This is a genomic window from Mycobacterium sp., from assembly GCF_965229105.1.
GTDB lineage: Bacteria > Actinomycetota > Actinomycetes > Mycobacteriales > Mycobacteriaceae > Mycobacterium.
In genome coordinates this window covers 2,779,603-2,805,259 of record NZ_OZ245858.1, presented here as the reverse complement: position 1 = coordinate 2,805,259, position 25,657 = coordinate 2,779,603, and the positions used below count along the sequence as shown (strand labels likewise).

Annotated in this window: 23 protein-coding genes; 10 read left to right on the top strand and 13 right to left on the bottom strand. The window is 63.8% G+C overall.

Translation table 11 applies throughout. The annotated features are described in order from the left end of the window. Positions 1–110: 110 nt before the first annotated feature. The 5 genes from ADBZ9O_RS13300 to ADBZ9O_RS13280 form a co-directional block, all read right to left on the bottom strand. Positions 111–404, bottom strand: coding sequence for a hypothetical protein (locus ADBZ9O_RS13300; protein ID WP_526531916.1), 294 nt, complete (start codon positions 402–404; stop codon positions 111–113). Between the two features lie 232 nt (positions 405–636). Next, positions 637–1,455 carry an ATP-binding cassette domain-containing protein gene (locus ADBZ9O_RS13295; protein ID WP_526531914.1) on the bottom strand — a complete coding sequence of 273 codons (819 nt, stop codon included), beginning with the start codon at positions 1,453–1,455 and terminating at the stop codon, positions 637–639. A 4-nt stretch (positions 1,456–1,459) separates the two neighbouring features. Continuing rightward, the gene (locus ADBZ9O_RS13290; RefSeq protein WP_526531911.1) at positions 1,460–2,518 is read right to left on the bottom strand and encodes an ABC transporter permease; all 1,059 of its coding nucleotides are present in this window, start codon (positions 2,516–2,518) and stop codon (positions 1,460–1,462) included. Beyond that, positions 2,518–3,504 (bottom strand): substrate-binding domain-containing protein, encoded by a 987-nt coding sequence (locus tag ADBZ9O_RS13285; protein ID WP_526531909.1) that lies wholly within the window; start codon positions 3,502–3,504, stop codon positions 2,518–2,520. Before ADBZ9O_RS13285 ends, ADBZ9O_RS13290 begins: the two co-directional genes overlap by 1 nt. A 281-nt stretch (positions 3,505–3,785) precedes the next feature. Further along, the gene (locus ADBZ9O_RS13280; protein WP_526531907.1) at positions 3,786–4,523 is read right to left on the bottom strand and encodes a GntR family transcriptional regulator; all 738 of its coding nucleotides are present in this window, start codon (positions 4,521–4,523) and stop codon (positions 3,786–3,788) included. A gap of 203 nt (positions 4,524–4,726) precedes the next feature. On the opposite strand from ADBZ9O_RS13280, the gene iolC reads away from it, so the two are divergent. The 8 genes from iolC to ADBZ9O_RS13240 all read left to right on the top strand — a co-directional run bounded on the left by iolC (position 4,727) and on the right by ADBZ9O_RS13240 (position 13,192). Further along, positions 4,727–5,704, top strand: a complete 978-nt coding sequence (gene iolC / locus ADBZ9O_RS13275; protein WP_526531905.1) for a 5-dehydro-2-deoxygluconokinase — start codon at positions 4,727–4,729, stop codon at positions 5,702–5,704. After that, a complete protein-coding gene (locus tag ADBZ9O_RS13270; protein WP_526531903.1) occupies positions 5,697–6,593 on the top strand; it encodes a Cgl0159 family (beta/alpha)8-fold protein in 897 nt (298 codons plus the stop codon). The genes iolC and ADBZ9O_RS13270 overlap by 8 nt, the downstream gene beginning before the upstream one ends. Position 6,594: 1 nt before the next feature. Continuing rightward, a complete protein-coding gene (gene iolB, locus ADBZ9O_RS13265) occupies positions 6,595–7,464 on the top strand; it encodes a 5-deoxy-glucuronate isomerase (RefSeq protein WP_526531901.1) in 870 nt (289 codons plus the stop codon). A 4-nt stretch (positions 7,465–7,468) separates the two neighbouring features. Next, entirely contained in the window at positions 7,469–9,412 is a 1,944-nt protein-coding gene (gene iolD / locus ADBZ9O_RS13260; RefSeq protein ID WP_526531899.1) for a 3D-(3,5/4)-trihydroxycyclohexane-1,2-dione acylhydrolase (decyclizing), read from the top strand. A 22-nt stretch (positions 9,413–9,434) separates the two neighbouring features. Beyond that, entirely contained in the window at positions 9,435–10,343 is a 909-nt protein-coding gene (locus ADBZ9O_RS13255) for a sugar phosphate isomerase/epimerase family protein (RefSeq protein WP_526531897.1), read from the top strand. A 10-nt stretch (positions 10,344–10,353) separates the two neighbouring features. Continuing rightward, positions 10,354–11,385, top strand: coding sequence for a Gfo/Idh/MocA family protein (locus ADBZ9O_RS13250; RefSeq protein WP_526531895.1), 1,032 nt, complete (start codon positions 10,354–10,356; stop codon positions 11,383–11,385). Further along, positions 11,385–12,260: a sugar phosphate isomerase/epimerase family protein gene (locus ADBZ9O_RS13245; RefSeq protein WP_526531893.1), complete on the top strand. Its 876-nt coding sequence runs from the start codon at positions 11,385–11,387 to the stop codon at positions 12,258–12,260. Before ADBZ9O_RS13250 ends, ADBZ9O_RS13245 begins: the two co-directional genes overlap by 1 nt. A gap of 83 nt (positions 12,261–12,343) precedes the next feature. Beyond that, on the top strand, positions 12,344–13,192 hold the full coding sequence (locus tag ADBZ9O_RS13240; RefSeq protein WP_526531891.1) for a sugar phosphate isomerase/epimerase family protein: 849 nt from the start codon (positions 12,344–12,346) through the stop codon (positions 13,190–13,192). Here ADBZ9O_RS13240 and ADBZ9O_RS13235 read toward each other — a convergent pair. The 7 genes from ADBZ9O_RS13235 to ADBZ9O_RS13205 all read right to left on the bottom strand — a co-directional run bounded on the left by ADBZ9O_RS13235 (position 13,189) and on the right by ADBZ9O_RS13205 (position 19,941). Further along, entirely contained in the window at positions 13,189–13,800 is a 612-nt protein-coding gene (locus ADBZ9O_RS13235) for a TetR/AcrR family transcriptional regulator (RefSeq protein ID WP_526531889.1), read from the bottom strand. The two genes, ADBZ9O_RS13240 and ADBZ9O_RS13235, sit on opposite strands and share 4 nt — an antisense overlap. Next, complete coding sequence (locus ADBZ9O_RS13230; RefSeq protein ID WP_526531886.1) at positions 13,797–14,870, bottom strand: NAD(P)H-dependent amine dehydrogenase family protein; 1,074 nt, start codon at positions 14,868–14,870, stop codon at positions 13,797–13,799. Before ADBZ9O_RS13230 ends, ADBZ9O_RS13235 begins: the two co-directional genes overlap by 4 nt. Positions 14,871–14,892: 22 nt before the next feature. Beyond that, complete coding sequence (locus tag ADBZ9O_RS13225; protein ID WP_526531884.1) at positions 14,893–15,753, bottom strand: SDR family NAD(P)-dependent oxidoreductase; 861 nt, start codon at positions 15,751–15,753, stop codon at positions 14,893–14,895. 99 nt (positions 15,754–15,852) lie between these two features. Beyond that, positions 15,853–16,584: a TetR/AcrR family transcriptional regulator gene (locus ADBZ9O_RS13220; RefSeq protein ID WP_526531882.1), complete on the bottom strand. Its 732-nt coding sequence runs from the start codon at positions 16,582–16,584 to the stop codon at positions 15,853–15,855. Between the two features lie 41 nt (positions 16,585–16,625). Further along, positions 16,626–17,381 (bottom strand): creatininase family protein, encoded by a 756-nt coding sequence (locus tag ADBZ9O_RS13215; protein WP_526531880.1) that lies wholly within the window; start codon positions 17,379–17,381, stop codon positions 16,626–16,628. Beyond that, a complete protein-coding gene (gene glnT, locus ADBZ9O_RS13210; protein WP_526531878.1) occupies positions 17,381–18,763 on the bottom strand; it encodes a type III glutamate--ammonia ligase in 1,383 nt (460 codons plus the stop codon). Before glnT ends, ADBZ9O_RS13215 begins: the two co-directional genes overlap by 1 nt. Before the next feature lie 14 nt (positions 18,764–18,777). Further along, a complete protein-coding gene (locus tag ADBZ9O_RS13205) occupies positions 18,778–19,941 on the bottom strand; it encodes an aromatic ring-hydroxylating oxygenase subunit alpha (RefSeq protein ID WP_526531876.1) in 1,164 nt (387 codons plus the stop codon). A gap of 553 nt (positions 19,942–20,494) precedes the next feature. On the opposite strand from ADBZ9O_RS13205, the gene ADBZ9O_RS13200 reads away from it, so the two are divergent. Then, positions 20,495–22,129, top strand: a complete 1,635-nt coding sequence (locus tag ADBZ9O_RS13200) for a long-chain-fatty-acid--CoA ligase (protein ID WP_526531874.1) — start codon at positions 20,495–20,497, stop codon at positions 22,127–22,129. 105 nt (positions 22,130–22,234) lie between these two features. Here the strand turns inward: ADBZ9O_RS13200 and ADBZ9O_RS13195 are convergent, their stop codons facing one another. After that, the gene (locus ADBZ9O_RS13195; protein ID WP_526531873.1) at positions 22,235–24,409 is read right to left on the bottom strand and encodes a glutamine synthetase III family protein; all 2,175 of its coding nucleotides are present in this window, start codon (positions 24,407–24,409) and stop codon (positions 22,235–22,237) included. Between the two features lie 195 nt (positions 24,410–24,604). Between ADBZ9O_RS13195 and ADBZ9O_RS13190 the strand changes: the two genes are divergently transcribed. Further along, positions 24,605–25,648, top strand: a complete 1,044-nt coding sequence (locus ADBZ9O_RS13190; protein WP_526531872.1) for a YncE family protein — start codon at positions 24,605–24,607, stop codon at positions 25,646–25,648. Positions 25,649–25,657: the final 9 nt, after the last annotated feature.

Genomic DNA, 25,657 nt, shown 5'->3' with positions numbered 1-25,657 from the left:
GCGGAGATAGCTCAACTGTGCTGCACAGAGGAGTTGGGGTCTGTCGGGTGATCGGACCCTAAGCCGGTGGAGGCCGCTGTCCCCCAATCGGTGGACACCGGCGACTACGGCTACGGCGTCTCGACGGGCACCTTGGTGATCTGGTGCGTCAGTTGATCGGCGACGAGGATGTCGCTGATCCCCCACTGGGCCGCGATTTCCAGCACTCGGGCGTCCGCGCCGTCCTGCGAGGTATGCACCGATGTGTAGCTGTCGCCGTGGTACTGCAGGAACACCACGTACACCGAATCCGGGTCAGCGACCGCGATGGCGAGTTCTTGCTCGACGATTTCGCTGATCTGCGCGTCGCCGATCGATTCGGGCACGCTCACCTCATCGGGCGAGCTGGTGTCGGTTTCCATCATGCCCGCCTACCCCAGCGCTCGCTCATCGAAACTTGCGCTACCGGCAGATGAGCTTTCCCGTGTGGTCACACAATCGAAATGCTCTTGACCAGAGCATCTTTGGGCACCTTAACTGGGCCAAGGGGTGTCACGATGTCAATTCGATGTGGGCGAGAACTTCCCATCGATCCAGAACTGAGAGCGAAGAATTCTCAGATTCTTCGCTCTCAGTTCTGGATCGTCGTCGTCGGACCTATTTGCGACCGAGCTCGTGCGAGAGGGCCTCGAGCTCGTTACCGCCGGCCATCTCCTGGGTCAAGTGCTCCAAGGTGATTTCGTCATAGGTGCAATCCAGTTTCTGCCTGCCACGGTTGAGCAGGACGAAGTGGTCGCCCACCATATGCGCGTGGTGCGGGTTGTGCGTGATGAAGATGACGCCGAAACCCTGCTCTTTGGCTGCGGTGATGTAGCGCAACACCATTCCGGACTGCTTGACGCCGAGGGCGGCGGTCGGCTCGTCGAGGATCAGCACGCGTGCACCGAAGAACACCGCCCGGGCGATGGCAACGCACTGACGTTGACCACCCGAGAGCGAGCCGATGGGTACGTCCACATCAGGCAGATCGATGCCCATCTTGTGCAGCTCGGAGATGGTGGTTGCACGCATCGCGTTGATATCGAGCGACCTGAGGATGCCTTTCTTCCGGAGTTCCTGTCCGAGAAAGAAATTCCGCCAGACTGGCATCAACGCGACGACAGCGAGATCCTGGTACACCGTCGATATGCCATTGTCCAGTGCGTCTTTTGGCGAGTCGAAGGTCATCGCTTTGCCGTCGACCAGCAACTCCCCCTCGGTCTGCTTGTGCAGTCCGGCGATGATTTTGATCAGCGTCGATTTACCCGCACCGTTGTCACCGAGCACTCCGGTGACCTGGCCGGCACCCACCCGCAGGTTGATGTCCTTGAGCGCGATGATGTTTCCGTAGCTCTTCCCGACGCCCTTGAGCTCGATCAGCGGTGTCTCAGCGCCAGAAGGACTTTCGGCGACGGGAGCTTCAGCAGTAGTACTCATCGATCTACCTCTTCGCTGCGTAGTTACGGAACACGTTGTTGGCGATCACCGCGAACAGCAGCATCGCGCCCAGGAAGAATTTGAACCAGTCAGGGTTCCAACCGGCATAGACGATTCCCTGGTTGGTCATCCCGAAGATGAACGCGCCGATCAGAGTTCCGATCGCGGTGCCGTAGCCGCCGGTGAGCAGACAGCCGCCGATGACCGCGGCGATGATGTAGAAGAACTCGTTGCCCACACCCTGACCCGACTGAACGGTGTTGAACGAGAACAGCAGATGCATACCGACGAACCAGGCGCAGAATCCGACGAACATGAACAGACCAATCTTGACCGCGGTGACCGGCACACCGACCGCCCGCGCACTGTCTTGATTGCCGCCCACCGCGAAAATCCAGTTTCCGATTCGGGTCTTGAACAGGACGTAGGTGGCGATCACCGTGAACAGAATCCACCACAGCACCGTGATCCGAACGTTGACCGGACCCAAGGAGATGGTCGAGGCAAAGACGGTCCGGCCGGACTCAAAGCCCTGCATATTGGAAACACTGGGCGTCGCAACCTGATTGGACAACAGCTTGGTGACGGCCAAGTTGATACCAGCCAGCATGAAGAACGTACTGAGGGTGATCAAGAAGGACGGGATTTTGGTCCTCATCACCATGTAACCGTTGAAGAATCCGACGGCCAGCGCGACGCCGAGGGCCAACACCGCGCCCACCCAGAGGTTCAGATGCAAGTTGTAGGCCAGCATCGATGCCGCAAGGGAACTAGTGGTGACCGCGACGCCCGTCGATAGGTCAAACTCCCCGCCGATCATCAGCAGACCGACACCGACAGCCATGATCCCGATGGTCGAGCTGGCGTAGAGCACGGTTGCCAGTGACTCCGGAGATCGGAACGGTGGAGCCACGATCAGGAAGAAGATGAAGATGCCAATGGCGCCTACGGCGGCACCCATTTCAGGACGAATCAGGATGCGCTGCAGCTTGTTCTGCTCTTTTACCCGTTCGTCGGTGACCACCTTGTGCGTACCAAGGTCGAGATCCGCCTGAGTGGACATTATCGAGTTCCGTTCTTCGCATATTCGGCGACGGCCTCGACGTTTGTCTTGTCAATAAAGGACGGCCCGGTCAGGGTGGGCTGATTTCCGCCGATGACGTTTCCGTTGTTGAGGTACAGCCACAGCGAATCAACCGCGAGGTAGCCCTGCAGGAACGGTTGCTGGTCAACGGCCCATTGGACATCGCCGCCCTTGATTGCGTCGACAAGCGCAGCGTTCGTGTCGAACGTGCCGACCTTCGCGGTGCTGCCCACACTCTTGGCCGACTGCACGGCGGTCAGCGCGAACGGCGCACCAAGAGCCACGATGTAATCGATGGCTGGATCCTGCTGCAGCTTGGCGGTGATGGTCGCTTCCACCGAAGGCATGTCTTTACCGTTGACGTTCAGAACCTCGGTCGCCGGGAAAGCGTCTTTCACTCCGGCGCAGCGAGCCTCGAGGTCGACGTGGCCCTGTTCCTGGATGACGCAGACCACCTTTTTCGCGCCTTCGGTAGCCAGCCGCTTACCCGCTTCCTGCCCGGCGATGAAACCGTCCTGGCCGAAGTACTCCTTGATGCCCATTGCCTGCCAATCGCTCAGGCCGGCGTTGAATGCCACCACCGGAATGTTCTTGGCGATTGCCGCTGCGACACCGGGCTTCATGGCGTCCGGCTTGGCGAGGGTGACCGCGATGCCCTTGACGCCGCTGTCGACCGCGGTCTGCACGAGGTTGGCTTGGCTGGGCCCCTCGGGGTCGCTGGAATAACGCAGTTCGATGTTGTCTTTTTTGGCTGCGGTCTCCGCGCCTTTGCGAACCAGATCCCAGAATGAGTCACCGGGTGCCTCGTGGGTGATCATCGCTATCGTCATCCGTGGGGTGTCCGCGGAGCCGGCACCCATACCGCCGCCGGAGCTGTCCGGCTTACCTCCGGTGGATGAACACGATGCAACCCCTAAGACCAGCACGCCCGCTCCGGCTGTCGCCACGAGTCGACTGAACCTCATTGTTTCTCCTTGTCCTCGACATCGCCGCGATGCTTGGGCGCCTGGACTCCAGTGACAAGCGATACGGCCTCCGCACCGATGTAATACCGATCACATCGGAAAGTCAAGACTTTGTTCTGACATTAGGACCGCATGTCAAATGTCAGGAAAGCGATCGGTACGCCGTGCACGTCGCCGCGGCCGCAGGCCAGCCCAGCGTGAAACCAGAGGCTGCCGCAGCTCTGCCATTGCGGCGGAGCTTACGCTGAACAGCGTAACGCCCTGTGCAACAGGCAATTTCGCTAGCGATCGACGAGCGTGGTCTCGAAGTAGTAGCGCGAGGCGCGGTAGGCGTGGCTTCCGTACTCGACAATGCGACCGGAGTCATCGAAGGCCGTCCGGTTCATCACCAACAGGGGCGCCTTGGGCTTTTCGTCGAGCAGTCGTGCTTCTTCGCGGTCGGCAGCCTTGGCTCCGATGCGTTGACGTGCGAGTCGGATGTGCACGCCGCGCGACCGCAGCGCCTGATAGAGCCCGGCCCGTTCGAGTTCGTCCTGGTCGGGAGCAATGGCAGCAGGCAGATGATTGGTCATCAGTGCCAGCGGCTGTCCACCGGAACTGCGCAATCGGCGCATCGTCAGCACGTCACTACCCACCGGAAGGTTCAGCTGCGCGGCAATATCGTCAGGCGCCGGGCCGATGTTGTAGTCCAGGACTTTGGTCGCGGGTTCCTGCCCGGCTCGGGCCAGATCGTCGAACAGGCTGGTGAGTTCGACGGGGCGGTGCACCGGCGTCTGGACAACTTGGGTGCCGACACCGCGCTTGCGCACCAGCATGCCCTTGTCGACCAGTTCCTGTATCGCACGTCGGGTCGTGGGCCGGGAAAGGCTCAATCGCTTTGCCAGAGCAAGCTCGTTTTCGAACCGGTCGCCAGGCTTGAGGTGACCGTCGACGATGGCCTTTTCGAATGCCTGCGCAACCTGGAAGTACAGCGGAATCGGGCTAGACCGCTCGAGTTCTATTGGCAGCGTCGTCGTCACCCTCGCTCCGATCCGTTTACCACCCACGGCGGGTTGCTATCAGTGCGCCTCAGCGTACCTTGCGATGTTCGAAAGTAAGAATGTCAGGACAAACTCTTGACATCACGTGGTGACCGGGCGCACAGTGAAAAAGGCGCCAGGCATTCGTCAGGAGATCTTGAGCCAGCCCACGTTTGTAGACGTACGCAACCCGGGAGTCAGTCGTGTCCGACCAAGCAAAACAGCGTTTCGACGCCCTCGCCATCGGGCGAAGTGGTGTCGACATCTACCCGCTCCAGGTCGGCGTCGGCCTCGAAGACGTCACGTCGTTTGGCAAGTTCCTCGGTGGTAGTGCGGCCAATGTCGCCGTCGCAGCAGCACGGCTGGGTAATCAGACCGCGTTGATCTCCGGGGTCGGCAATGATCCGTTCGGCAGGTTCGTGCGCAACGAACTAGCCCGACTCGGTGTCGACAACCGCTTTGTCACCACGCACGGCGAGTACCCGACACCGGTCACCTTCTGCGAGATCTTCCCGCCCGACGATTTTCCGCTGTACTTCTACCGCAAACCGTCGGCACCTGACCTTCAGATACATTCCGACGAGCTCGATCTCGATGCCGTGCGCGCTGCCCGGTTGTACTGGTCAACGGTGACGGGATTGTCCGAAGAGCCAAGCCGGAGCGCACATTTCGCAGCGTGGTCGGCGCGCGGTCGGGCTCCCCTGACGGTACTCGATCTCGACTACCGGCCGATGTTCTGGGCCACCCCGGCGGATGCCTCAGCGCAGGTCCAGCGGGCCTTGCAGCACGTCACCGTCGCCGTCGGAAACCGCGAAGAATGCGAGATCGCTGTCGGTGAGACCAACCCGCAAAAAGCCGCCGACGCCCTGCTGGACCTCGGTGTGGAACTGGCGATCGTCAAGCAGGGGCCCCGGGGTGTGCTCGGTAAGACCCGACACTCGTCGGTGACAGTCCGGCCCAACGATGTCGACGTCGTCAACGGCCTCGGCGCAGGAGACAGCTTCGGCGGCAGCTTGATTCACGGGCTGCTCCATGACTGGCCACTGGAGAAGACGCTGCGCTACGCCAACGCTGCCGGCGCCATCGTCGCCTCCCGACTCGAATGCTCGACTGCGATGCCGACCGCCGCAGAGGTGGCCGAACTCGCCGACCAAACCGCCGTGGAGGCCGTGAATGTCTAGCACCATGACCAACATGCCGGTCTGCAAGGACTACGCGGCAATCACTGATGTGCGCGCGTCGGACCCCGGCGCCGTTGCCCGCGCATGGCAAGCCCGCACCACCCGTCCCACGCTGCGCGGCAACGGCCGGTTGATGATCGTCGCGGCAGACCACCCCGCCCGCGGCGCCCTGTCCGTCGGTGCCCGCCCGACCGCGATGAACAGCCGGACCGATCTGCTCGACCGACTCCGCGCCGCCCTGGCCGATCCAGGTGTCGACGGCGTGCTGGCGACCTCGGACATTCTCGACGACCTACTGCTCCTGGGTGCGCTCGAAGACAAGGTGGTGTTCTCGTCGTTCAACCGCGGCGGCCTGTCCGGATCGTCATTCGAATTCGACGACAAGATGACCGGGGCAACTGCGGCATCGACCGCCGCCGCGAAGATGAACGGCGGAAAGATGTTGTGCCGCATCGCTCTCGATGATCCCGGCACGGTCGACACCATGACCGCGTGCGCGCAGGCTGTCGACGAGCTGGCCTCGCACGGTTTGATCGCGATGCTCGAGCCGTTCATGTCATCTCGGGTCAACGGCAAGGTTCGCAACGACCTCAGCCCTGATGCCGTCATCAAATCGGTGCACATCGGCCAAGGCCTTGGCTCCACGTCGGCATACACCTGGATGAAGTTGCCGGTGGTCGACGAGATGGACCGGGTGATGGACTCGACCACGATGCCGACCCTGCTCCTTGGCGGCGACCCGGCCGACCCCGACGAAGCGTTCGCCAGTTGGGAGAAGGCCCTGGCCCTGCCGTCGGTGCGCGGGCTGATCGTGGGCCGCACGCTGCTGTATCCGACCGACGACGATGTCAGCTCGGCGGTCGCCACCGCAGTCGCGATGGTGCGCTGATATGCACAGCAAGCTCTACATCCCAGCGCGCAGCGCGGCGGCGCCCTACACCGTCGATGTCACGCCGGAGTCGGCCGGGTGGACCGAATCCTCTCTACAGGTCGTCGAACTCGTCGCGGGTCAGGCCATCACGTTGAGCACCGGCGACACCGAGGTGATGATCCTGCCGCTGGCCGGTTCCGGCCAGGTGACCTGTGACGACGGCTCATTCGAGTTGTCACCGCGGGCATCGGTTTTCGACGGACCCGCCGACATGGTCTACGTCGGCATCGACCAGACCTACTCGCTCAGCGGTGAAGGTAGGCATGCGATCTGCGGCGCCAGGGCCACCCGGTCATTTCCCAACCGCAGGGTGGCGGCAGCCGATGTCGCGGTGGAACTCCGCGGTGCGGGCAACTGCAGTCGGCAGGTGCACAACTTCGGTACCGCAGGCGTGTTCGAAGCCGACTCGCTGATTGCGTGTGAAGTCATCACCCCGGGCGGCAACTGGTCGAGCTACCCCGCACACAAGCACGACGAGAACACGCCCACCCAGTCCGAGCTCGAAGAGATCTACTACTTCGAAATCGCTGCCGGACCGGATGATTCGCGTGGTTTCGGCTATCACCGGGTGTACGGCACTCCGGACCGCCCGATCGAAGTCCTCGAAGAAGTTCGCACCGGTGATGTCGTTCTGGTACCGCACGGATACCACGGGCCGTCTGTGGCCGCGCCCGGCTACCACATGTACTACCTCAACGTGATGGCCGGACCGGGCGCCGAACGGGCCTGGAAGATCGTCGACGATCCCGAACACGCCTGGCTCCGCGGTACCTGGGATGACCAGCCCATCGATCCACGACTACCCCTTCACGACCCCCGAGGAGCCTGAGTCAATGGTTTCCACCGCGCCCAAGAAGGCGGAGAAGACCCCCGCTGCCGAAGCGACTGTGCGGCTCACCGTCGCCCAGGCCACCATTCGCTTTCTGGGCAACCAGTTTGTCGAGCGCGACGGCGAACGGACCACATTCTTCGCCGGCGCCTTCGGCATCTTCGGCCACGGTAACGTCGCCGGTCTCGGCCAGGCGTTGCTGCAGGACGAAATAGACGCTGCCGCTGCGGATCGCGAGCCCGCGCTGAAGTACGTGCTGGGCCGCAATGAGCAGGCCATGGTGCACAGCGCCGTCGCCTTCGCCCGGCAGAAGGACCGCCTGCAGACCTGGGCGGTCACCGCCAGCGTCGGTCCCGGCGCGACGAATATGTTGACCGGCGCGGCGCTGGCCACCATCAACCGGCTGCCCGTTCTGCTGCTGCCCGCCGATACGTTCGCCACCAGGGTCAGCTCCCCGGTACTGCAGGAGCTCGAGCTGCCTTCCTCCGGCGATGTCACCGTCAACGATGCGTTCAAACCGCTGTCCCGCTACTTCGACCGGGTGTGGCGGCCCGAGCAACTGCCTGCTGCCCTACTCGGCGCCATGCGCGTGCTCACCGATCCCGTCGAAACGGGGGCGGCGACCGTCGCCATCCCGCAGGACGTGCAGGCCGAAGCCCATGACTGGCCGGAATCCCTTTTCGCAGAACGCACCTGGCACGTCGCGCGACCACTCCCGGAACGCTCGGTGATCGCTCATGCCGCCGAGGTCATTCGGTCGGCGAAGAAACCGCTGATCGTGGCGGGCGGTGGCGTTATCTACTCCGGCGCGACCGCCGCACTGGCGGCCTTCTGCGAGCAGACCGGTATCCCCGTCGGTCAGAGCCAAGCCGGTAAAGGCTCGTTGCGCTATGACCATCCGCAATCCGTCGGCGCGATCGGCTCCACTGGGACCACCGCGGCCAATGCGCTGGCCACCGAGGCCGATGTGGTCATCGGAATCGGCACCCGCTACAGCGATTTCACCAGCGCCTCGCGCACCGCGTTCAACAACCCGGACGTCCGCTTCGTCAACATCAACGTGGCGTCGATCGACTCGGTCAAACAGGGCGGCGTCAGCGTGGTCTCCGATGCCCGCGAAGCCATCGAGGCTCTGGGGGTCGCCTTGACGAACTACTCGGTCGCCGCCGAATATCGCACCCGCACTGCCGACCTCGCCCGAGAGTGGGAGGACGCGGTGTCGGCGGCGTACCGCGTCGAAGAGGGGGCGGCACTGAACCAGAACCAGGTGATCGGCCTGGCAAACACCCTCTCGGACCCACGCGATGTGGTGGTCTGTGCGGCCGGCTCGATGCCGGGCGATCTGCACAAGCTATGGCGGACCCGCGACCCCAAGGGCTATCACGTTGAGTACGGCTATTCCTGCATGGGCTACGAAGTGGCGGGCGGTATCGGCGCCAAGATGGCTGAGCCTGACCGCGATGTGTTCGTCCTGGTCGGCGACGGCTCCTATCTGATGATGGCGACCGAGTTGGTCACCGCGGTGCAGGAGAACATCAAAGTCATCGTGGTGCTGGTGCAGAACCACGGCTTCGCCTCTATCGGTGGATTGTCAGAGGCTTTGGGGTCCCAGCGCTTTGGCACCGCCTACCGGTACCGCAGCGATGACGGCCGCCTCGACGGCGAGAAGCTGCCGGTCGACCTGGCCGCCAATGCCGCCAGCCTCGGCGCCGATGTCATCCGGGTGGTCACCGCCGCCGAGTTCACCGACGCGGTCAAAGTGGCCAAGGCCAGTGACCGCACCACGGTGATCCATGTCGAGACCGACCCGATGATCTTCGCCCCGGACAGCGAATCCTGGTGGGATGTACCTGTTTCCGAGGCATCGACCCTGGAATCCACCCAGAAGGCCTACCAGACGTATGCGGACTGGAAGAAGATCCAACGCCCGTATTTCAACCCCAGCTAGCGCCAGTGAAAGGCCGACATCAATGAGCACCATCCTGGTGGGGTCTGCGCCCGACTCCTGGGGTGTCTGGTTTCCCGATGACCCGAACCAGACCCCGTATAAGCGTTTTCTCGACGAGGTGGCCGCCTCCGGTTACCAGTGGATTGAGCTCGGCCCCTTCGGCTATCTGCCCACTGATCCTCAACAGCTTTCTGAGGAACTGGGCTCGCGCGGTCTGAAGCTCTCGGCAGGAACGGTTTTCGAGCATCTGCACCAGGATGACTCGTGGGATGCGGTCTGGAAACAGATCGAAGACGTCGCGAAGTTGACTGCGGCCGTCGGCGGTAAGCACGTCGTGGTCATCCCGGAGATGTGGCGTGACCCGGCTACCGGAGCGGTTCTCGAAGACCGCAACCTGACCCCCGAGCAGTGGGCCAAAAAGACCAACGGGATGAACGAGCTGGGCCGGGCCATATTCGAGAAGTACGGCGTGCGTGCGCAATACCATCCGCACGCCGACAGCCACGTCGATACCGAGGAGAACGTCTACCGCTTCCTCGACGGCACCGACGGCGAGTTCGTCAACCTGTGCCTGGACACCGGTCACATCAGCTACTGCGGCGGCGACAACATCGCGATCATCGAGAAGGCACCCGACCGCATCGGCTACCTGCACCTCAAACAGGTCGACGAAGAGGTGCGGGCCAGGGTCGCGGTCGAGGACCTGCCCTTCGGTGAGGCCGTCAAACTCGGCGCGATGACCGAACCGCCCCGCGGAATCCCCGATATGCCACCGCTGCTGGCCGCGATCGAACGCCTCGGCATCGACGTGTTCGCCATCGTCGAGCAGGACATGTACCCCTGCGACGTCGACGCGCCGCTGCCCATCGCCCAGCGCACCCGCACATACCTGGGGTCCTGCGGCATCCCGTCCGTCCGCTTCAATGAGTAAGGATCCGAACATGTCTGACCTGCGCATCGCGGTCCTCGGCGTCGGCATCATGGGCGCCGATCACGTCGCCCGAATCGAGAACAGGATCTCCGGTGCCCGGGTGTCGGTCGTCAACGACTACGTCACCGAGAAGGCCGAGCAGCTCGCCGCGACCATTCCCGGCTGCCGGGCCATCGCCGATCCGCTGGATGCCATTGCCGACCCGGAGGTGGACGCAGTCCTGCTGGCCACGCCCGGGCCCACGCATGAGAAGCAGCTGCTGGCATGTCTGGAACACACCAAACCGGTGATGTGCGAAAAGCCGCTGACCACCGACGTGGAGACCTCCCTCGCCGTGGTCAGGCGTGAAGCCGAGCTGTCCACCCGTCTCATCCAGGTGGGCTTCATGCGCAGGTTTGATCACGAGTACGCCGCGCTCAAGGCGATGCTCGATGACGGTGAGCTTGGCACCCCGCTGGTGCTGCACTGCGTGCACCGCAATCCGGCCGTGCCGCCGCACTTCGACTCGGCGATGATCGTCAAGGATTCCCTGGTCCACGAGGTCGATGTCACCCGGTTCCTGTTCGATGAGGAGATTACGTCGATCCAGATCATCAAGCCGGCCGCGAATCCCGCAGCACCACACGGGCTTGCCGACCCCCAGATCGCCATCATGCGCACCGCGACGGGCAAGCACGTCGATGTCGAGGTGTTCGTCACCACCGGGGTCGCCTACGAGGTACGTACCGAGGTGGTCGGTGAAAAGGGCAGCGCGATGATCGGTCTGGATGTCGGGCTGGTCCGCAAGACCGCACCCGGCCACTGGGGCGGCCAGATCACGCCCGGCTTCCGTGAGCGGTTCGGCGCGGCCTACGACACCGAGATCCAGCGCTGGGTCAACGCTGTGCACCTGGGTCGATCCACCGGCGACTTCACCGACGGGCCGACGGCGTGGGACGGCTACGCCGCCGCCGCCGTGTGCGCAGCCGGGGTCGAGTCGCTGGAAAGCGGCCGCCCCGTCGAGGTGAAGATGGTCGACCGCCGAACGGTTCCGAGGGCTTGATGAAGATCGCGTTGGATCCGACGCCGTTCCATCACGACTACGAGTTGCTTGACTTCCCCCGTGTGGTGGCCGATCTCGGCTACGAGAACCTACAGCTGACCCCGCACCGGGACTTCATCCCGTTCTACAACCATCCCCGCGCCGATGACGACCTGGTGGCCAAGTTCCGCAAGGCGTGCGCCGATGCCGGTGTCGGGATCGCCTCGGTGCTGCCGGTGTTGCGTTGGTCAGGGCCCGACGAGGATGCCCGTGAAGCCGCGGTGCGCAACTGGAAGCGGGTCATCCAGATCACCGTCGACCTGGGCGTCAACGTGATCAACACCGAGTTCTCCGGCCGGCCAGAGAAGGCCGAGGAATCCGAACGCGCGTTCTTCCGCTCGATGGAGGAACTGGTGCCGATCTTCGAGCGCGAGGGTATTGACGTCCGGATCGACCCGCACCCAGACGATTTCGTCGAGGACGGGCTCGAAGCAGTGCGGATCATCCGCGGGGTCAACTCCCCCAATATCGGCATGGTCTACGTGGCCTGCCATAGCTTCCATATGGGTGGGGACATGACCGCCATCATGCGCGCGGCCGGCGAGAAGCTGCGCCTGGTGCATGTCGCCGACACGATGGACCATCACCGCAGCCACGGCCTGCGCTACATCACCAACCCGCCGGGGAACGCAGCCCGGGTCCACCAGCACCTCAAGATCGGAGACGGTGACGTCAACTGGGACGAGTTCTTTGGCGGCCTCAGCGAAATCGGTTTCTATGACCGCCCCGACACAGTGATGGTGTCGTCAGTCTTTGCCGAAGACGAAAGTGCGCAGGATGTTTCGCGCTATCAGCTCGCCACGATGACCGAGTACTTCAACAAGTATCAGAATTGAGATACGCCATGTCGACCAAGACGATCACTCATTTCGTCAACAACGCTCCGCCCGTTCCACCGCGCGCCTAGAAGGAGAATCCAGTGGTAGCGCCACAACTGGTCGCCACGTCATGGAGCAGTGCCGGTAACGCGTCACCGATGCGGACTCCGGGGACCAGCCCGGTGCCCATCGCCGACCGCATCGACGCCGTCGCCGCTGCGGGCTTCATCGGGTTCGGTCTGATCGCCGACGACCTGGCGGCAATCCGGAACAGCATTGGGTTCGACGCGCTGCGCGGGCTGATCACCGACGCCGGATTGTCCCACGTCGAGATCGAACTGCTGGAGCGCTGGTGGATTCCACGCGGGCACCCCGGACACACCTACGACACCCGCGACCTGCTCTTCGAGGCTGCCGATGTGCTGGGTCCGGTGCAGATCAAGATCGGTTCGGAGAACGGTCCGCCGGCGTCGGATCCGCTGGCCCTGGTTGCGCCGCTCCGGGAACTGGCCGAACAGGCCGTCGCACATGGCACCCGGATAGCGATCGAGACGATGCCGTTCTCGGCCATCGCGACAGTACCCATGGGTGCCGAAATCGTTGCCGCAGCAGGTCATCCGGCCGCCGGGCTCCTGGTGGACGCCTGGCACGTCTTTCGGGCTGGCACCACATTGACCGAGCTACGCGCCACACTGGCGCCAGAGATGATTTTCGCCGTGGAACTCGACGATGCCGCAGCCGATACCGTCGGGACATTGTTCGAGGACACCGTCGAACACCGATTGCTGTGTGGTGAGGGCATTTTCGACCTGCCCGGCCTGGTGGCGGTGTTGCGCGAGCTCGGCTTCCACGGGCCGTGGGGGGTGGAAATCTTGTCCATGACCTATCGGGCACTTCCGGTGAATGAAGCCCTCAAGCTCGCCGCCGACTCGGCACTGACGGTGCTTTAACCACCCGCGAAGAGGCTTTGGGCCGACAGATACAACGTCAAGACGTCGATAAGCGTGCGCCGTTGCCGGCTGGAATCATAGGGCACCGCCGACATCATCTGCGGCAACATCAAACCGCGTAGGCACGCCCAGATCAGATCGGCGATATCGGTGCCGTCCCGGTCGGGGACCAGCCTGGTACCCAGCGCGTTGAGTCCGTCGTTCATCTCGACGAGGTGCCGGTTGAGTTTCTTATCGCGGGTGACCCGGGTGGCCACCAGGATCTCGATGGCAGCCATCGACGTCGATTCACTAAACGCCGGCCAGGCGGCCTCGACGACCGCGGCCACCCGGTCGCGCAGTGGGCCGTTCGGAATATCTATCTCGGCAAGGCATTGCTGGAGCCCGGCGAAACCCTGGTCCACCACCGCCATCAGCAGCTGATCCCGGTCACCGAAGTGATACTGGATAGCACCCCAGGACACGTTGGCCCGCTCGGTGATGTGCTTGGCGCTGGCCGCGCCGAATCCCTCTTCCAGGATGCAGGCGACGGTTTCGGCGATGATCACCGCTCGGGTGTCATCACCGCGTTGTTGCCGGGTTTCCCCGCGCCGAGTGGGCGCGGTCACCGCATCAGTCCATGGACCTGGTCGATGGGTAGGTCCCGCAGCGCCACCAACCCCGGCCGCGCCGCACACACCGCCGCGACGGCGTTGACAACCTTTGCGGCCGTGGAGATCACACCGCCGTCGTTCTGGTCGAGGTCACCAGAACCCACGTGGGCATTGATCTCGACACCGGGCCTGCCCGTCACGACAACGCGGTGCACCCCACCGCGACCGTCCGGCGGGTATGCCCAGTCAGGGGCGGCGGCCTGCGTGAGGCGGTTGACGTGTTCCATCACGATGACGGGTTGGCCGTCCTTGATCCCTTCGACGGCAAAACGCACAGCGGCGATATGCCCGGGCGGGACGCGCATCATCGTGCACTCGATCTCCACTGGCGTCACCCAGGTTTCGTGCCTCTCGCGCAATTCGTCGAGCTCGATGCCGAGGCACTTCGCCAGGTGCGCGACCGGCCCACCCCAGATGGAGCGCAGGACGCCGGGGAGGAACATCACCGGCGTATCCTGCTCGGGGGTGAAGCCGAAACCGAAACTTACCCCGGTGAACTCCGCATCGTCGTAGCTGCCGTAGTCGAAGATCTCCTGCACGAGAACCGACGTCGCGGACTGGCACAGACTCAAGGCGGCGAACGGCAGCATGTCACCGGAAAACCCGGGATCGATTCCGTTGACGTACATCGTCGTTCCGCCTTCGCGGCACGCTGCCTCCAGCGGCTCGCGCAGCCATGCGTCAGCGGTATCGGGGTTTACCAGCCAAACCATTGATGATGCAACCACATTCGTGCCCGCACGAAGGAATGCGGTGATCTCCTCCAGGGCACCACTGCCGCGGGTCTCCCCCTGCGAGGTGTAGACCACACAATCCGCGCCGAGCCCGACCAGCGCAGCCAGGTCGTCAGTGGCGGTGATACCCGTCGGCGCTGAGAGCCCGCACAGTTCTGCGGCGTCGCGGCCAAGCTTCGTCGGGCTGCTGGCGTGCACACCGACCAACTCAAGATCAGGGTGTTCGATGATATGGCGCAGCGCATGCTGCCCGACGTTGCCGGTAGAGAACTGAATCACTCGATACGTCAAAGGAACTCCACTGGTTGAGGGTTTACATCAGGTCCGTGATCGTTTTCAGTCCGGCTTCGTAGAGCACGCCGGGCAGCATTCCGCCGTCGATCTCGATGGTGGTGCCGTTGATGTAGTCGACCTGCCCACTGCACAGAAAGACACATGTCCGACCCACTTCGTCGGTGCCGCCGGCCCGCTTGAGCGGCACCTTGGCGAAATATGTGCTGCCATCTTTGTCGTCGGCGGGGAGCACGAAACTCTGAAAGTTGTCGGTCATCGTCGGACCGAGGGCAAGACAGTTCACCCGGATCGTCGGGCCCCACTCCTCGGCGAGCGACCGGGTCAGATGGTTGAGGCCGGATTTCGCGGCCCCGTAGGAGACCAGGGTGGGTGAGCCGGCCGGATGCCCGGCGCCGCTGGAAATGTTGATGATCGATCCGCCGCCGTCGCGGCGCATTTCGGGACAGACCCGGATGGCGAACCACAGCGGGCTGATCAGGTTCATCTGGATGGCAAAGGAGTGGAACAGCACGCTGCGCTCGAAATCATCCGCGCTGCGCGTGGTGCCCTGAATGCGTTGCACCAGCTCGGGAACCGCTTCGACGCTGGGACTGGGCACCGTCCCGCCGGCGTTGTTGACCAGTATGTCGATCCGCCCGTAGGTGTCGACGACCTTGCCGACGAAGGCGTCGATGGCGTGGTAATCGCCTTGATCGCACACCCACTGGGCCGAGCGTTCGCGGCCGCCGGGCACCCTGGCTGCCGCGGGTAGCTCATCGAGCGGCGAACGAGAACACCCGACGACGGTGGCACCTGCCCGCAGCAATTCCTCGGCGATGCCGTCGCCGACCCCGCGGCTGGTCCCGGTGACGATCGCAACCTTGCCCTCCAGTGAAGTCATCCCCGAACAATAGAGTCATCAATGATTTAGCGGGCGAATCTGATGACATTGCTATCGAACCTGAGATCAGACGGTTAGAACCATCGCAGACTTAATGATCTATCGGGTGTGGTCATCCTTCAGCACAAGGGCCAGATCATCGAACTGTGCGGCTTGTGCGGTGATCCTGGCGATATCGCTGGGACGTTTGAGAAGTCCCCGCACGGAGATGACGGCGACCTGTTCGGCGACCCGGATGGCCTCTTCCACCCGGTCACCCTCATCGGTGTGCAGCCGGGTCCGCTTCTGCGCACCCTCGTCGAAGTTCAACAGCAGGCTCGCAGTGTCGTCTTTATCGCAATCGATGAACTTGCCCTCGGCAATAGCCGCACCGATCAACATGACCACCCAGTCTTTGAGGCGTTCGTAGTCTGTCCAGAACTGGGCGAATTCGGTGCGCTGCTGATGCGCGGTCCGCTGAATCTCGTTGAAGTCGATCGGTGACAGGGCGAGTTGCATCGTGTCAAACCGCAAGAGCCGGTACAGCTTCAGCGCCGGCGACCCGGAACCGGCACCGACGTCGGCGATGAACTTCAGCGGCGCACGGTTGACCAGCAGCGTTTCCTGCAGCAGCTGCTCTTTATTTCGGAACCAGTAGTACAGCGACGATTGTTGGAGACCGACAGCGCGGGCGATATCGCTCATCGTCGTCTGGGCGTAGCCCTTCTCGGCGAACAGTCGCGTCGCCGCGTCGATGATCGCCGCCCGCGGCGATCCGATCGGCGTGGAATCGGTGTTGCGCGGACGCCCGATTGCCCGGATTTGGGCCTGGGGGTCACCGGGGGACGACACGTGGCGAAGTCTAGAGCCCGGCCGGTCGGAGATGTCCGAAGTCAACTCAGCGGTGCCACCTCGTCGTGGGCGCGCCGGACGATATCGCGAGCAGCGGCGACGATATCCCGCCATAGTTCAAGACCCGCGGTTTTCGTCGCCAACGACGGGCTGCCGGTGACCCCGTTGGTGGAGACGTGTTGCACTGCGTACCGAAAAACACTGCCCGCCGTCCGGTCGGGGTCATCGGCACCTGCCATGGCAACCGTATCGACCAGTTCGGGCCGGAGCACCAGCATGATCGAAGTTTCCGCGGCGTTCGCATGCCAATCGAGGGCATCGGCTGTAGCGCGCCGCGCAATATCGGGCGTCGAATCCCACCATTGCATGACACCGATCCGATCGTCTGGATGGCGGCGACGGAACCGATCGCAGGCGATCCACAACGCCGCCGAGTTCCCGACGTGGCCGTTGACGAACATCACCCGCCGCAGACCCGATTCCAGGCAGGCCTCCGCCACCTGCAGCGCCGTCGCCGCGATGTCCTCACTCGCGAAGGCGACGGTACCGGCCAGATCAGTACCGTGAAAGAAGCTGGCGCCGAACGCAATCGGCGGGAGCACGATCGCTTCATCACCAGCGGCTGCTTCGGCGATGGCGGTCGCAATGATGGTGTCGGTACCCACGGGCAGGTGCGGGCCGTGCTGCTCGATCGCTCCGACCGGGATCAATGCCACACACGCCGGATCGCCCGCGACGCGGCGGGCAAGCGTTGCAGAAGTGAATTCCTCCCAGCGGTGGCCCGACGCGGCCGTCATCAGAAGAACCTCAGGTAGCGGTCGGACTCCCAAGCCGACACGTGGGCGCTGTAGCTTTCCCATTCGAGTCGCTTTTCCGCTAGGAATGCCGAGAACATCGCGTCCCCGAAGACTGCGCGTGCCAGCGGGTCCGACTCGAACGCATCCAGAGCGGTGTCGAGTGTTCTCGGTAGCCAGCCGATACCACGGTCGGCGAGCTCTGGTTCGGATAGCCGGTAGAGGTTGTCGCGGTTGGGGTCTCCGGGATCGAGGCCTTCGCGGATACCCTCCAAACCGGCGGCAAGCATCAGTGCCGCACCCAGGTACGGGTTGTTCGCACTGTCGGCGGCACGGCATTCGACTCGACCGCCGCCCAACGGGATCCGAAGCATGTTCGTCCGATTGTTATCGCCGTAGCAGGCAAATACCGGCGCCCAGGTGAGACCGGACATGCTGCCCTGCTTGACCAGTCGCTTATAGCTGTTGACTGTCGGGGCGATGACGGCGCAGATGGCCGGGGCGTGCCGCAGTATACCTGCGATGAACTGGTAGCCGAGCCTAGATAGGCCGCAACCGCGTGGGTCATCGGCTTGCTCGAAAGCGTTCACGCCATCGGTGTTGGCCAGTGACATGTTGTAATGGGCGCCGCTACCGGTCTTGTCCGCAAACGGTTTAGGCATCCATGACGCGAAAAGGCCGTGCTTACGGGCGATCTCGCCGACCATCATCCGGAAGAAGACGAACCGGTCGGCCATGGCCACCGCGTCGGTATAGATGAAGTCGGTCTCGAACTGGCCGTTACCGTCTTCGTGGTCGAAGGAGTAGACGTCCCAACCGAGTTCGTTCATGGCCGAGACGATCTCGTCGATCACCGGGTAGTTGTGCAGCATCCCGCGGAGGTCGTAGCAGGGTTTGTCCAAGCTGTCGTCGCGGCTGGCCGGCTGCGGTGTCCCGCTCGCGTCACTCAGCAGGAAGAACTCCGTCTCGATCCCGAGGTTGAACGTGTACCCCAACGAAGCAGCATCGGCAGTGACGCGTTTGAGGATCTGCCGACTGCATGCCTCGAACGGAGTGTCGCCGATCCACAGGTCGCCGGGAAACCATGCGACCTCACGGTTGAACGGGGTGATGACTCCCGCGCCCAGGTCCGGATGCGGAGCGACTTCATCGTCGTTCACATCCTGCGGTACGCCATCCAGTGCCGCACCGGTGAACATCTCCGACCCGGCTGCTGCCTGCGAAAGATGGTTCAGCGGAACCATCTTGGCCTTGGGCTTACCGTGCATGTCGACGAAGCTGATCGCCGCGTACTTGACGCCGGCGGCCCCAAGGCGTTCGGCAACCTCATGAACCGACGGCTCATCGACCGTCTGCGCGGCCTTACCATTCAATGTGCCGGTCATCTGCCCTGCTCCTTTCAGCCCGCGGACGCAAGATCGGCGTCTCCGGTCAAGAGACCGAGTTCGCGTCCGAGGTAGCGGTAGAACTCCCATAACGGCGCCTCCAGATGTGACAGCCGACCTACGCTGGTGACGCCCGAGCGCACTGCCCGTTGCACCGCGGCACACACGTCGAGGTCTTCACGGTGGATATCGCAGATCGACTTCACCAGCTGGCTGCGACGTTCCTCGACACCCGGCGCGGCGAGCGCTGCGGGCGACATCGCGATGTCCAATTGCAGTTCGATGCGGCCCGCGCCCAGCGGAAGTGTCTTGAGCCAGTACATGAATCCCGGCCCCAGCGAGACCTGCAGCAACGGGTAGGCGATGAAGATGAGGTTCTTATGACTGTGCTCGGGGCTCAGGGTGTCCGCACCCGGCGCAAGGAACGGGGGGTCAGCGGGATAGCCGGGCGCCTGCTGCGCCCACATCGTGGTGAAGTAGTCACCGCCACCGCCCGCGTGGCTCAAGGCGGCGGGGAACTGCGATTCCAGCGACTGCCTATGCGGCCCCAGGTGGTGGTAACACTCCATGAAGTTGTCCACCATGATCTTCCAATCCCATTCGCAGACACCCCAATCGGTCTGCTCAACGGTCTGGTAGTTCTCGAAATCGTAGGGATCGACGAACGAGTCAAGGCCGGCGAGTTGCTCCGCGACCGGCGCCGCCTGGCCGTCCATGTTGACGAAGACGAAACCCTTCCAAATCTCGTGCCGAAACTGCTTGAGCCCGTAGTCGGCTCGGTTGAAACCGGTCGATTCCTTCATCTCCGGAGCGCCGGCGAGGTGACCATCCATACCGAAGGACCACAGGTGATAGGGGCACTGCAGAACGCTGGCCTCCCCCGCGCCCGAGCACACCTCCATCCAACGGTGGCTGCAGTTACGTGACAACACCCGGATATCGCCTTGGCGGTCGCGGGTGACCACCATCGGCGTGCCGAGGATGTCGATGCTGTAGTAGGACCCGCAGCTGGATACCTGCTCGATACGGCACAGCGGGATCCAGCCTCGCTTGAAGACCAGGTCCACCTCGTCGGCGTAGAGGTCGTCGCTGCCGTACGCCTCCGGCGGCAGGGTGGTTGCCTTATCCGGAGATTCCACCGCGCAGGTGGCCAACATCCGCGAGTAGTCGAAGCTCATGTGTTCGGATTCCTTTACCAGGAAAGTCTTCTGGACGGCACGGAGGCGAAGCTCCGTGCCTGGGCGGCGTCATCACCGTTGCGACAGTGGGAACGATAGAAGTGCACTGTTGCCGTCCTGTTTCCCGGTGATGAATGGAGTATTGAAATTATCGACCGTCCCAGAAGTCCACTTGCCTACTGTGAACAGGCAATTACGCGGAGCGTGTCAATACCCTATTGAAAGTAGGTGCCCGGCCGCAGGCGAGCCTGGGCAATCACCAGCGCGCCCCCGATACCGCTGGCGGGCGGACGCTTTGAGGAAATTTCACATGTGGGCCGTACCTGCACGTCAGAGCTACGGAGGCGGCCGGTGAGACGAATCGCCCGAGCGCCGGAGCACGCGTTATCGGGCTTTTGGGCCTTACCATCTTCTCAGTGATCTCTTACGGTGCGATTATTGGACCGTTAAAGACGTCCTCGCGAGCAACCCGGGGACGCCCGTCTCGACATGTTCAGCGCCGCCGCCGCCGGACCCTGGCTTCCGCGCTTTTCCCCCGCGAAAGGCAGCAGTCATGAGCAGATTCACCGAAACCATGTACGAAAACGCCCGCACCAGCCGCAACGGACTGGTCACCGGCGAACCCTCGGCGCCTGTTCGACAGACCTGGGGCGAAGTTCACCAGCGGGCCCGCCGGGTGGCCGGCGCATTGGCCGCCGCGGGGGTCGGGCCCGGTGACGCCGTCGGCGTACTGGCGGGCGCACCCGTAGAGATCGCGCCGGTCACGCAGGGGCTGTGGATGCGCGGCGCCAGTTTGACCATGCTGCATCAGCCCACTCCTCGCACCGACCTGGTGCAGTGGGCCGAGGACACCGCCAACGTCATCGACATGATTTCGGCCCGCGCGGTCATCGTCTCCGAACCCTTCATGGTCGCCGCTCCGGTACTCGCCGAGCGCGGGGTCACCGTGCTGACCGCACCCGAACTGCTGGCAGGTGACCCGATCGACCCGGTAGCAACCGGCGAGGACGACCTGGCACTGATGCAGTTGACCTCCGGCTCCACCGGGTCCCCCAAAGCCGTTCAGATCACCCACAGCAACCTGGTGTCGAATGCCGAGGCGATGTTCGTCGGGGCGGGGTTCGATATGGACACCGATGTGATCGTGAGCTGGCTGCCGCTGTTTCACGATATGGGGATGACCGGTTACCTGACAGTGCCGATGTACTTCGGCGCCGAGCTGGTGAAGATCACGCCGATGGACTTCCTGCGCGATATTCTGTTGTGGGCCAAGCTGATTGACAAGTACAAGGGCACCATGACAGCGGCGCCCAATTTCGCGTACGCGCTACTGGCGAAGCGGCTGCGCAAACAGACCACGCCGGGCGGATTCGATCTGTCCAGCCTGCGCTTTGCGCTCTCCGGCGCTGAACCTGTCGATCCAGGAGACGTCGAGGAACTCTGTGCGGCCGGTGCGCCGTTCGGACTGAAACCCGAAGCGATCCTGCCTGCCTACGGTATGGCGGAGACGACGGTCGCGGTGTCCTTCTCCGAGCTGTCCGCCGGCCTGGTCATCGACGAGGTCGACGCCGACATGCTCTGCGCGCTGCACCGCGCGGTCCCCGCAGCCAAGGGCAACACCATCCGATTGGCGACGCTGGGACCGCTACTGGCCGATCTGGAGGCCCGCGTCGTCGACGAGGTGGGCACCATCTTGCCCGCGCGCGGCGTCGGGGTCATCGAGCTGCGCGGAAAGCCGCTCAGCCGCGGCTACCTCACCATGGGCGGATATGTCGCCACCCAGGACCGGCAGGGTTGGTTCAACACCGGCGACCTGGGCTACCTGACCGAGCGCGGCCACGTCGTGGTCTGCGGCCGGATCAAGGACGTCATCATCATGGGCGGCCGCAACGTCTTTCCCACCGATGTGGAACGCGCCGCCAGCCGCGTCGTCGGCGTCCGACCCGGGTGCGCCGTGGCCGTCCGCCTCGACGCCGGTCATTCCAGGGAATCGTTCGCGGTGGCCGTGGAATCCAATGCGTTCGAAGACGCCGGAGAGGTCCGTCGGATCAAACATGAAGTGGCCCACGAGGTGGTCGCAGAGGTCGATATGCGGCCGCGCAACGTCGTGGTGCTCGGTCCGGGGACCATCCCGAAGACACCGTCGGGCAAGCTACGGCGCGCCCACTCGGTGGCGCTGGTCAGCTGACCGGCCCGCCTTCTGCGCGAGCAGACGCAAAAGGCCCCCTTTTCGCCGAGAAAAGGGGGCCTTTGCTGGGGGTACCCCCTCTGGGGGACTGTTCGCGCGGAGAACTCAGAGGATGTAGAGCATCTCCTGGTAGGTCGGCAGCGGCCAGAGGTCGTCGGCCACCACACCTTCGAGCGTGTCAGCGGCCGCGCGGACCGCGTCCATCAGGGGCAGCAGGCTCTGCGCATGCTTTGCCTCCTCGGCCGCCGTCTCGCCGCCGTGCTCGCCCATCGCCGTCTTGAGCGCAGTCAGTGCACTCGTGAGCTCGGAGATCGGCGTGCTGACAGACTCCAGCAGCGTCAGATCGGGCTCCAGCCCCGCCGCCTTGAGCGTTGCGACATTCGAGGCCAACTCGGTCTGGTAGCGCACGGCCGCAGGCAAAATCACCGTCGAGCCGATCTCCAGGGTGAGCTTGGCCTCGACGCCGACGGTCAGGATGTACGTCTCGTAGCGGACCTCTTCGCGGCTGTGCAGCTCTCGTGAGTTGAAGACGCCGTACTTCTCGAAGACCTCGATGGCCTCCGGCTTGACCAGCTCCGGAATGGCATCGATGGTGGTCTTGAGGTTCGGCAGCCCGCGGGCGGCTGCCTCGGTCTGCCAGTTCTCCGAGTAGCCGTCACCGTTGAAGACCACGGCACCGTGCTCGGTGATGATCTCGGTGAGCAGCTTCTGCACGGCCATATCGAACTCTTCGCCGCCTTCGACGGCCTTCTCCAACCAGCTCGCCATGTAATCGAGCGAATCGGCCATGATCGTGTTGATGATGATCATCGGCACGTTGATGGTCTGCCCCGAGCCGGGCGCGCGGAACTCGAAGCGGTTACCGGTGAACGCGAACGGGCTGGTGCGGTTGCGGTCGCCCGGATCGGTCGGCAGCGCAGGCAGCGTGTCGACGCCCATGATCATGGTGCCCTTGCCCTTGGACGACGTAGCGGCACCCTTGGCGATCTGCTCGAACACGTCGGCCAGCTGATCGCCGAGGAAGATCGAGATGATCGCGGGCGGGGCCTCGTTGGCGCCGAGGCGATGGTCGTTGGTGGCCGAGGCCACCGACACCCGCAACAGGCCCGAGAACTTGTGCACGGCGCGGATGACCGCGGCACAGAACACCAGGAACTGCGCGTTCTCGTGCGGGGTGTCACCGGGCACCAACAGGCTGCCGAACTGCGCGTTGCCCAAGGAGAAGTTGACGTGCTTACCCGATCCGTTGACGCCGGCGAACGGCTTCTCGTGCATCAGGCATTCCATGCCGTGCTTCTTGGCGATGGCCTTGAACGTCGTCATCAACAGCTGCTGATGGTCGGCGGCGATGTTGGCCCGCTCGAACATCGGCGCGATCTCGAACTGGCCGGGCGCGACCTCGTTGTGCCGGGTCTTGGCCGGGATGCCGAGCTTGAACAGTTCACGCTCGGTGTCCATCATGAAGGCCAGCACCCGGTCCGGGATGGCGCCGAAGTAGTGGTCGTCGAACTCCTGGCCCTTGGGCGGCTTTGCACCGAACAGCGTGCGGCCGGAGTTGATCAGGTCCGGGCGCGCCAGGAAGAAGTGCCTGTCGACTAGGAAGTACTCCTGCTCGGGTCCACAGAAGGACACGATGTGATCGAAATCCTTGTGCCCGAACAGCTTCAGGATGCGTTCGGCCTGCGCGCCCATCGCCTGCTGGCTGCGCAGCAGCGGGGTCTTGTAGTCGAGTGCTTCACCGGTCATCGACACGAAGACCGTCGGGATGCACAGGGTGTTGCCGTTGGGGTTTTCCAGGATGTAGGCCGGGCTGGTGACGTCCCAGCCGGTGTAACCGCGCGCTTCGAACGTGCTGCGCAGGCCACCCGAGGGGAAGCTGGAGCCGTCTGGCTCACCCTGGATCAGAGTCTTGCCCGCGAATTCGGCGAGCGTGGTCCCGTCGCCGACCGGATCGAGGAAGCTGTCGTGCTTCTCCGCGGTCAGCCCGGTCATGGGGTAGAAGACGTGTGCGTAGTGGGTGGCACCCTTGGACAGCGCCCAGTCCTTCATCACCGAAGCGACGGCGTCGGCGACGGCCGGGTCGAGCTTGGCGCCCTTCTCGATGGTCGCGACGACAGACTTGAAGACCGACTTCGGCAGCCGCAAGCGCATCTCCGCCTGGGTGAAGACGTTGGCGCCGAAGATCTCACCGGGCGCCTCACCGGGATCGAAGCTGATAGGGGGAGGCACGTACGCCTCGACGTTGTTGATCGCCTGGAGACGAACTGCATTTCCGCTCAATTGAGTTCCTATTCGTGCGATGCGCCCACCGTGGATCGCGGGCACTGACCGGCCCACACTAGAAACGTCGAGTTCCGATTCTGTTACGTGCGCGTCAACGACAGAATGCAGAGTTCGCTATCTCTACGCGTCAACGGCCCCGACAACGGGTATCGAGTAGTAATGGTCACCCGACGATTCGCCACAGTAATAATTGTGGCCATTTTCCTGGCGGGTTGCGCCTCACCGCAGCCGGTTGCCGGACAGAGCCCCACTCCCCCTACGACAACAGGCTTGCTGCCGAGCGGGGTGCCCACCGAGGGTTCTCGCCCGCCGGCCGATAACTTGCCGCCACCAGCCGAGCCGCAGAACGCGCCCGCGCCGACCGGGCCAATCCCCGGCCGGCTCGTACCGGTCGGCCAGGCCCCCGAGGGCGTCGTCGTCGACGCGGTGACCCGCACCGTCGCCGTCGCGACCAGGAATCCGAATGAACTCGTCCTGCTCGACGCCGACACCGGGGCAGTCCGGGGCCGCACCCCGCTACCAGGGGTGGTGCGACATCTGCAGTTGGCCGCGCCCGGCGGTCCCGTGCTGGTGCCCGTCGAAAGCGCCAACGCCCTGGTTCGGGTCGAGCTGCCCGACGGACGGGCCGAGCCACAGATCATCACCGGCACCGTGCCCCACGATGCCTCCGAAGCCCCCGATGGCACCGTCTTCGTCGCCAACGAGCACGGCGGCACGGTCACGGTGCTGCGCGGCGATCAGATCGTGAAGGTGTTCACCGACAGCGTGCAACCTGCCGGGCTGGCCCCCGTCGGCACCGCAATGGGGCTGCTGGACGTCAGGAAGAACGATCTCACCGTCTATGACACCGAGTCGCTGACGATCGTCGGGTCGACGCAAGCCGGTGCGGGCCCCACCCATCTGGTGGCCGATAAGCACGGTCGTCTGATCGCCGCCGACACCCGCGGGGATGCTGTGCGGGTCTTCAGCACCGAACCCCGCGAGCTCGCCACTGTTCCCCAGCCCGGCGGCCCCTACGGCATCGCCTACGACCCGGTGCGCGACCGGCTATGGGTGGCGTCATCGGGCACCAACGAAGTCATCGGTTACGACATGACCGATCCGCGGCCGCGGGAGGTGCAACGAATCCCAACCGTGCAGAACCCCTACACGCTCGGCGTCGACGCGACCACCGGGAGACTGTTCGTCGCGGGTGTCACAGCAGGCGTGGTTCAGATCATCGACGTACCGGCATAGATTAGAAGC

Excerpts from the sequence above, each read along its gene's own strand:
- ADBZ9O_RS13300 (WP_526531916.1), bottom strand. The coding sequence starts at position 404 with ATGATGGAAACCGACACCAGCTCGCCCGATGAGGTGAGCGTGCCCGAA.
- ADBZ9O_RS13295 (WP_526531914.1), bottom strand. The coding sequence starts at position 1,455 with ATGAGTACTACTGCTGAAGCTCCCGTCGCCGAAAGTCCTTCTGGCGCT.
- ADBZ9O_RS13290 (WP_526531911.1), bottom strand. The coding sequence starts at position 2,518 with ATGTCCACTCAGGCGGATCTCGACCTTGGTACGCACAAGGTGGTCACC.
- ADBZ9O_RS13285 (WP_526531909.1), bottom strand. The coding sequence starts at position 3,504 with ATGAGGTTCAGTCGACTCGTGGCGACAGCCGGAGCGGGCGTGCTGGTC.
- ADBZ9O_RS13270 (WP_526531903.1), top strand. The coding sequence starts at position 5,697 with ATGTCTAGCACCATGACCAACATGCCGGTCTGCAAGGACTACGCGGCA.
- iolB (WP_526531901.1), top strand. The coding sequence starts at position 6,595 with ATGCACAGCAAGCTCTACATCCCAGCGCGCAGCGCGGCGGCGCCCTAC.
- iolD (WP_526531899.1), top strand. The coding sequence starts at position 7,469 with ATGGTTTCCACCGCGCCCAAGAAGGCGGAGAAGACCCCCGCTGCCGAA.
- ADBZ9O_RS13255 (WP_526531897.1), top strand. The coding sequence starts at position 9,435 with ATGAGCACCATCCTGGTGGGGTCTGCGCCCGACTCCTGGGGTGTCTGG.
- ADBZ9O_RS13250 (WP_526531895.1), top strand. The coding sequence starts at position 10,354 with ATGTCTGACCTGCGCATCGCGGTCCTCGGCGTCGGCATCATGGGCGCC.
- ADBZ9O_RS13245 (WP_526531893.1), top strand. The coding sequence starts at position 11,385 with ATGAAGATCGCGTTGGATCCGACGCCGTTCCATCACGACTACGAGTTG.
- ADBZ9O_RS13225 (WP_526531884.1), bottom strand. The coding sequence starts at position 15,753 with ATGACTTCACTGGAGGGCAAGGTTGCGATCGTCACCGGGACCAGCCGC.
- ADBZ9O_RS13215 (WP_526531880.1), bottom strand. The coding sequence starts at position 17,381 with ATGACGGCCGCGTCGGGCCACCGCTGGGAGGAATTCACTTCTGCAACG.
- glnT (WP_526531878.1), bottom strand. The coding sequence starts at position 18,763 with ATGACCGGCACATTGAATGGTAAGGCCGCGCAGACGGTCGATGAGCCG.
- ADBZ9O_RS13205 (WP_526531876.1), bottom strand. The coding sequence starts at position 19,941 with ATGAGCTTCGACTACTCGCGGATGTTGGCCACCTGCGCGGTGGAATCT.
- ADBZ9O_RS13200 (WP_526531874.1), top strand. The coding sequence starts at position 20,495 with ATGAGCAGATTCACCGAAACCATGTACGAAAACGCCCGCACCAGCCGC.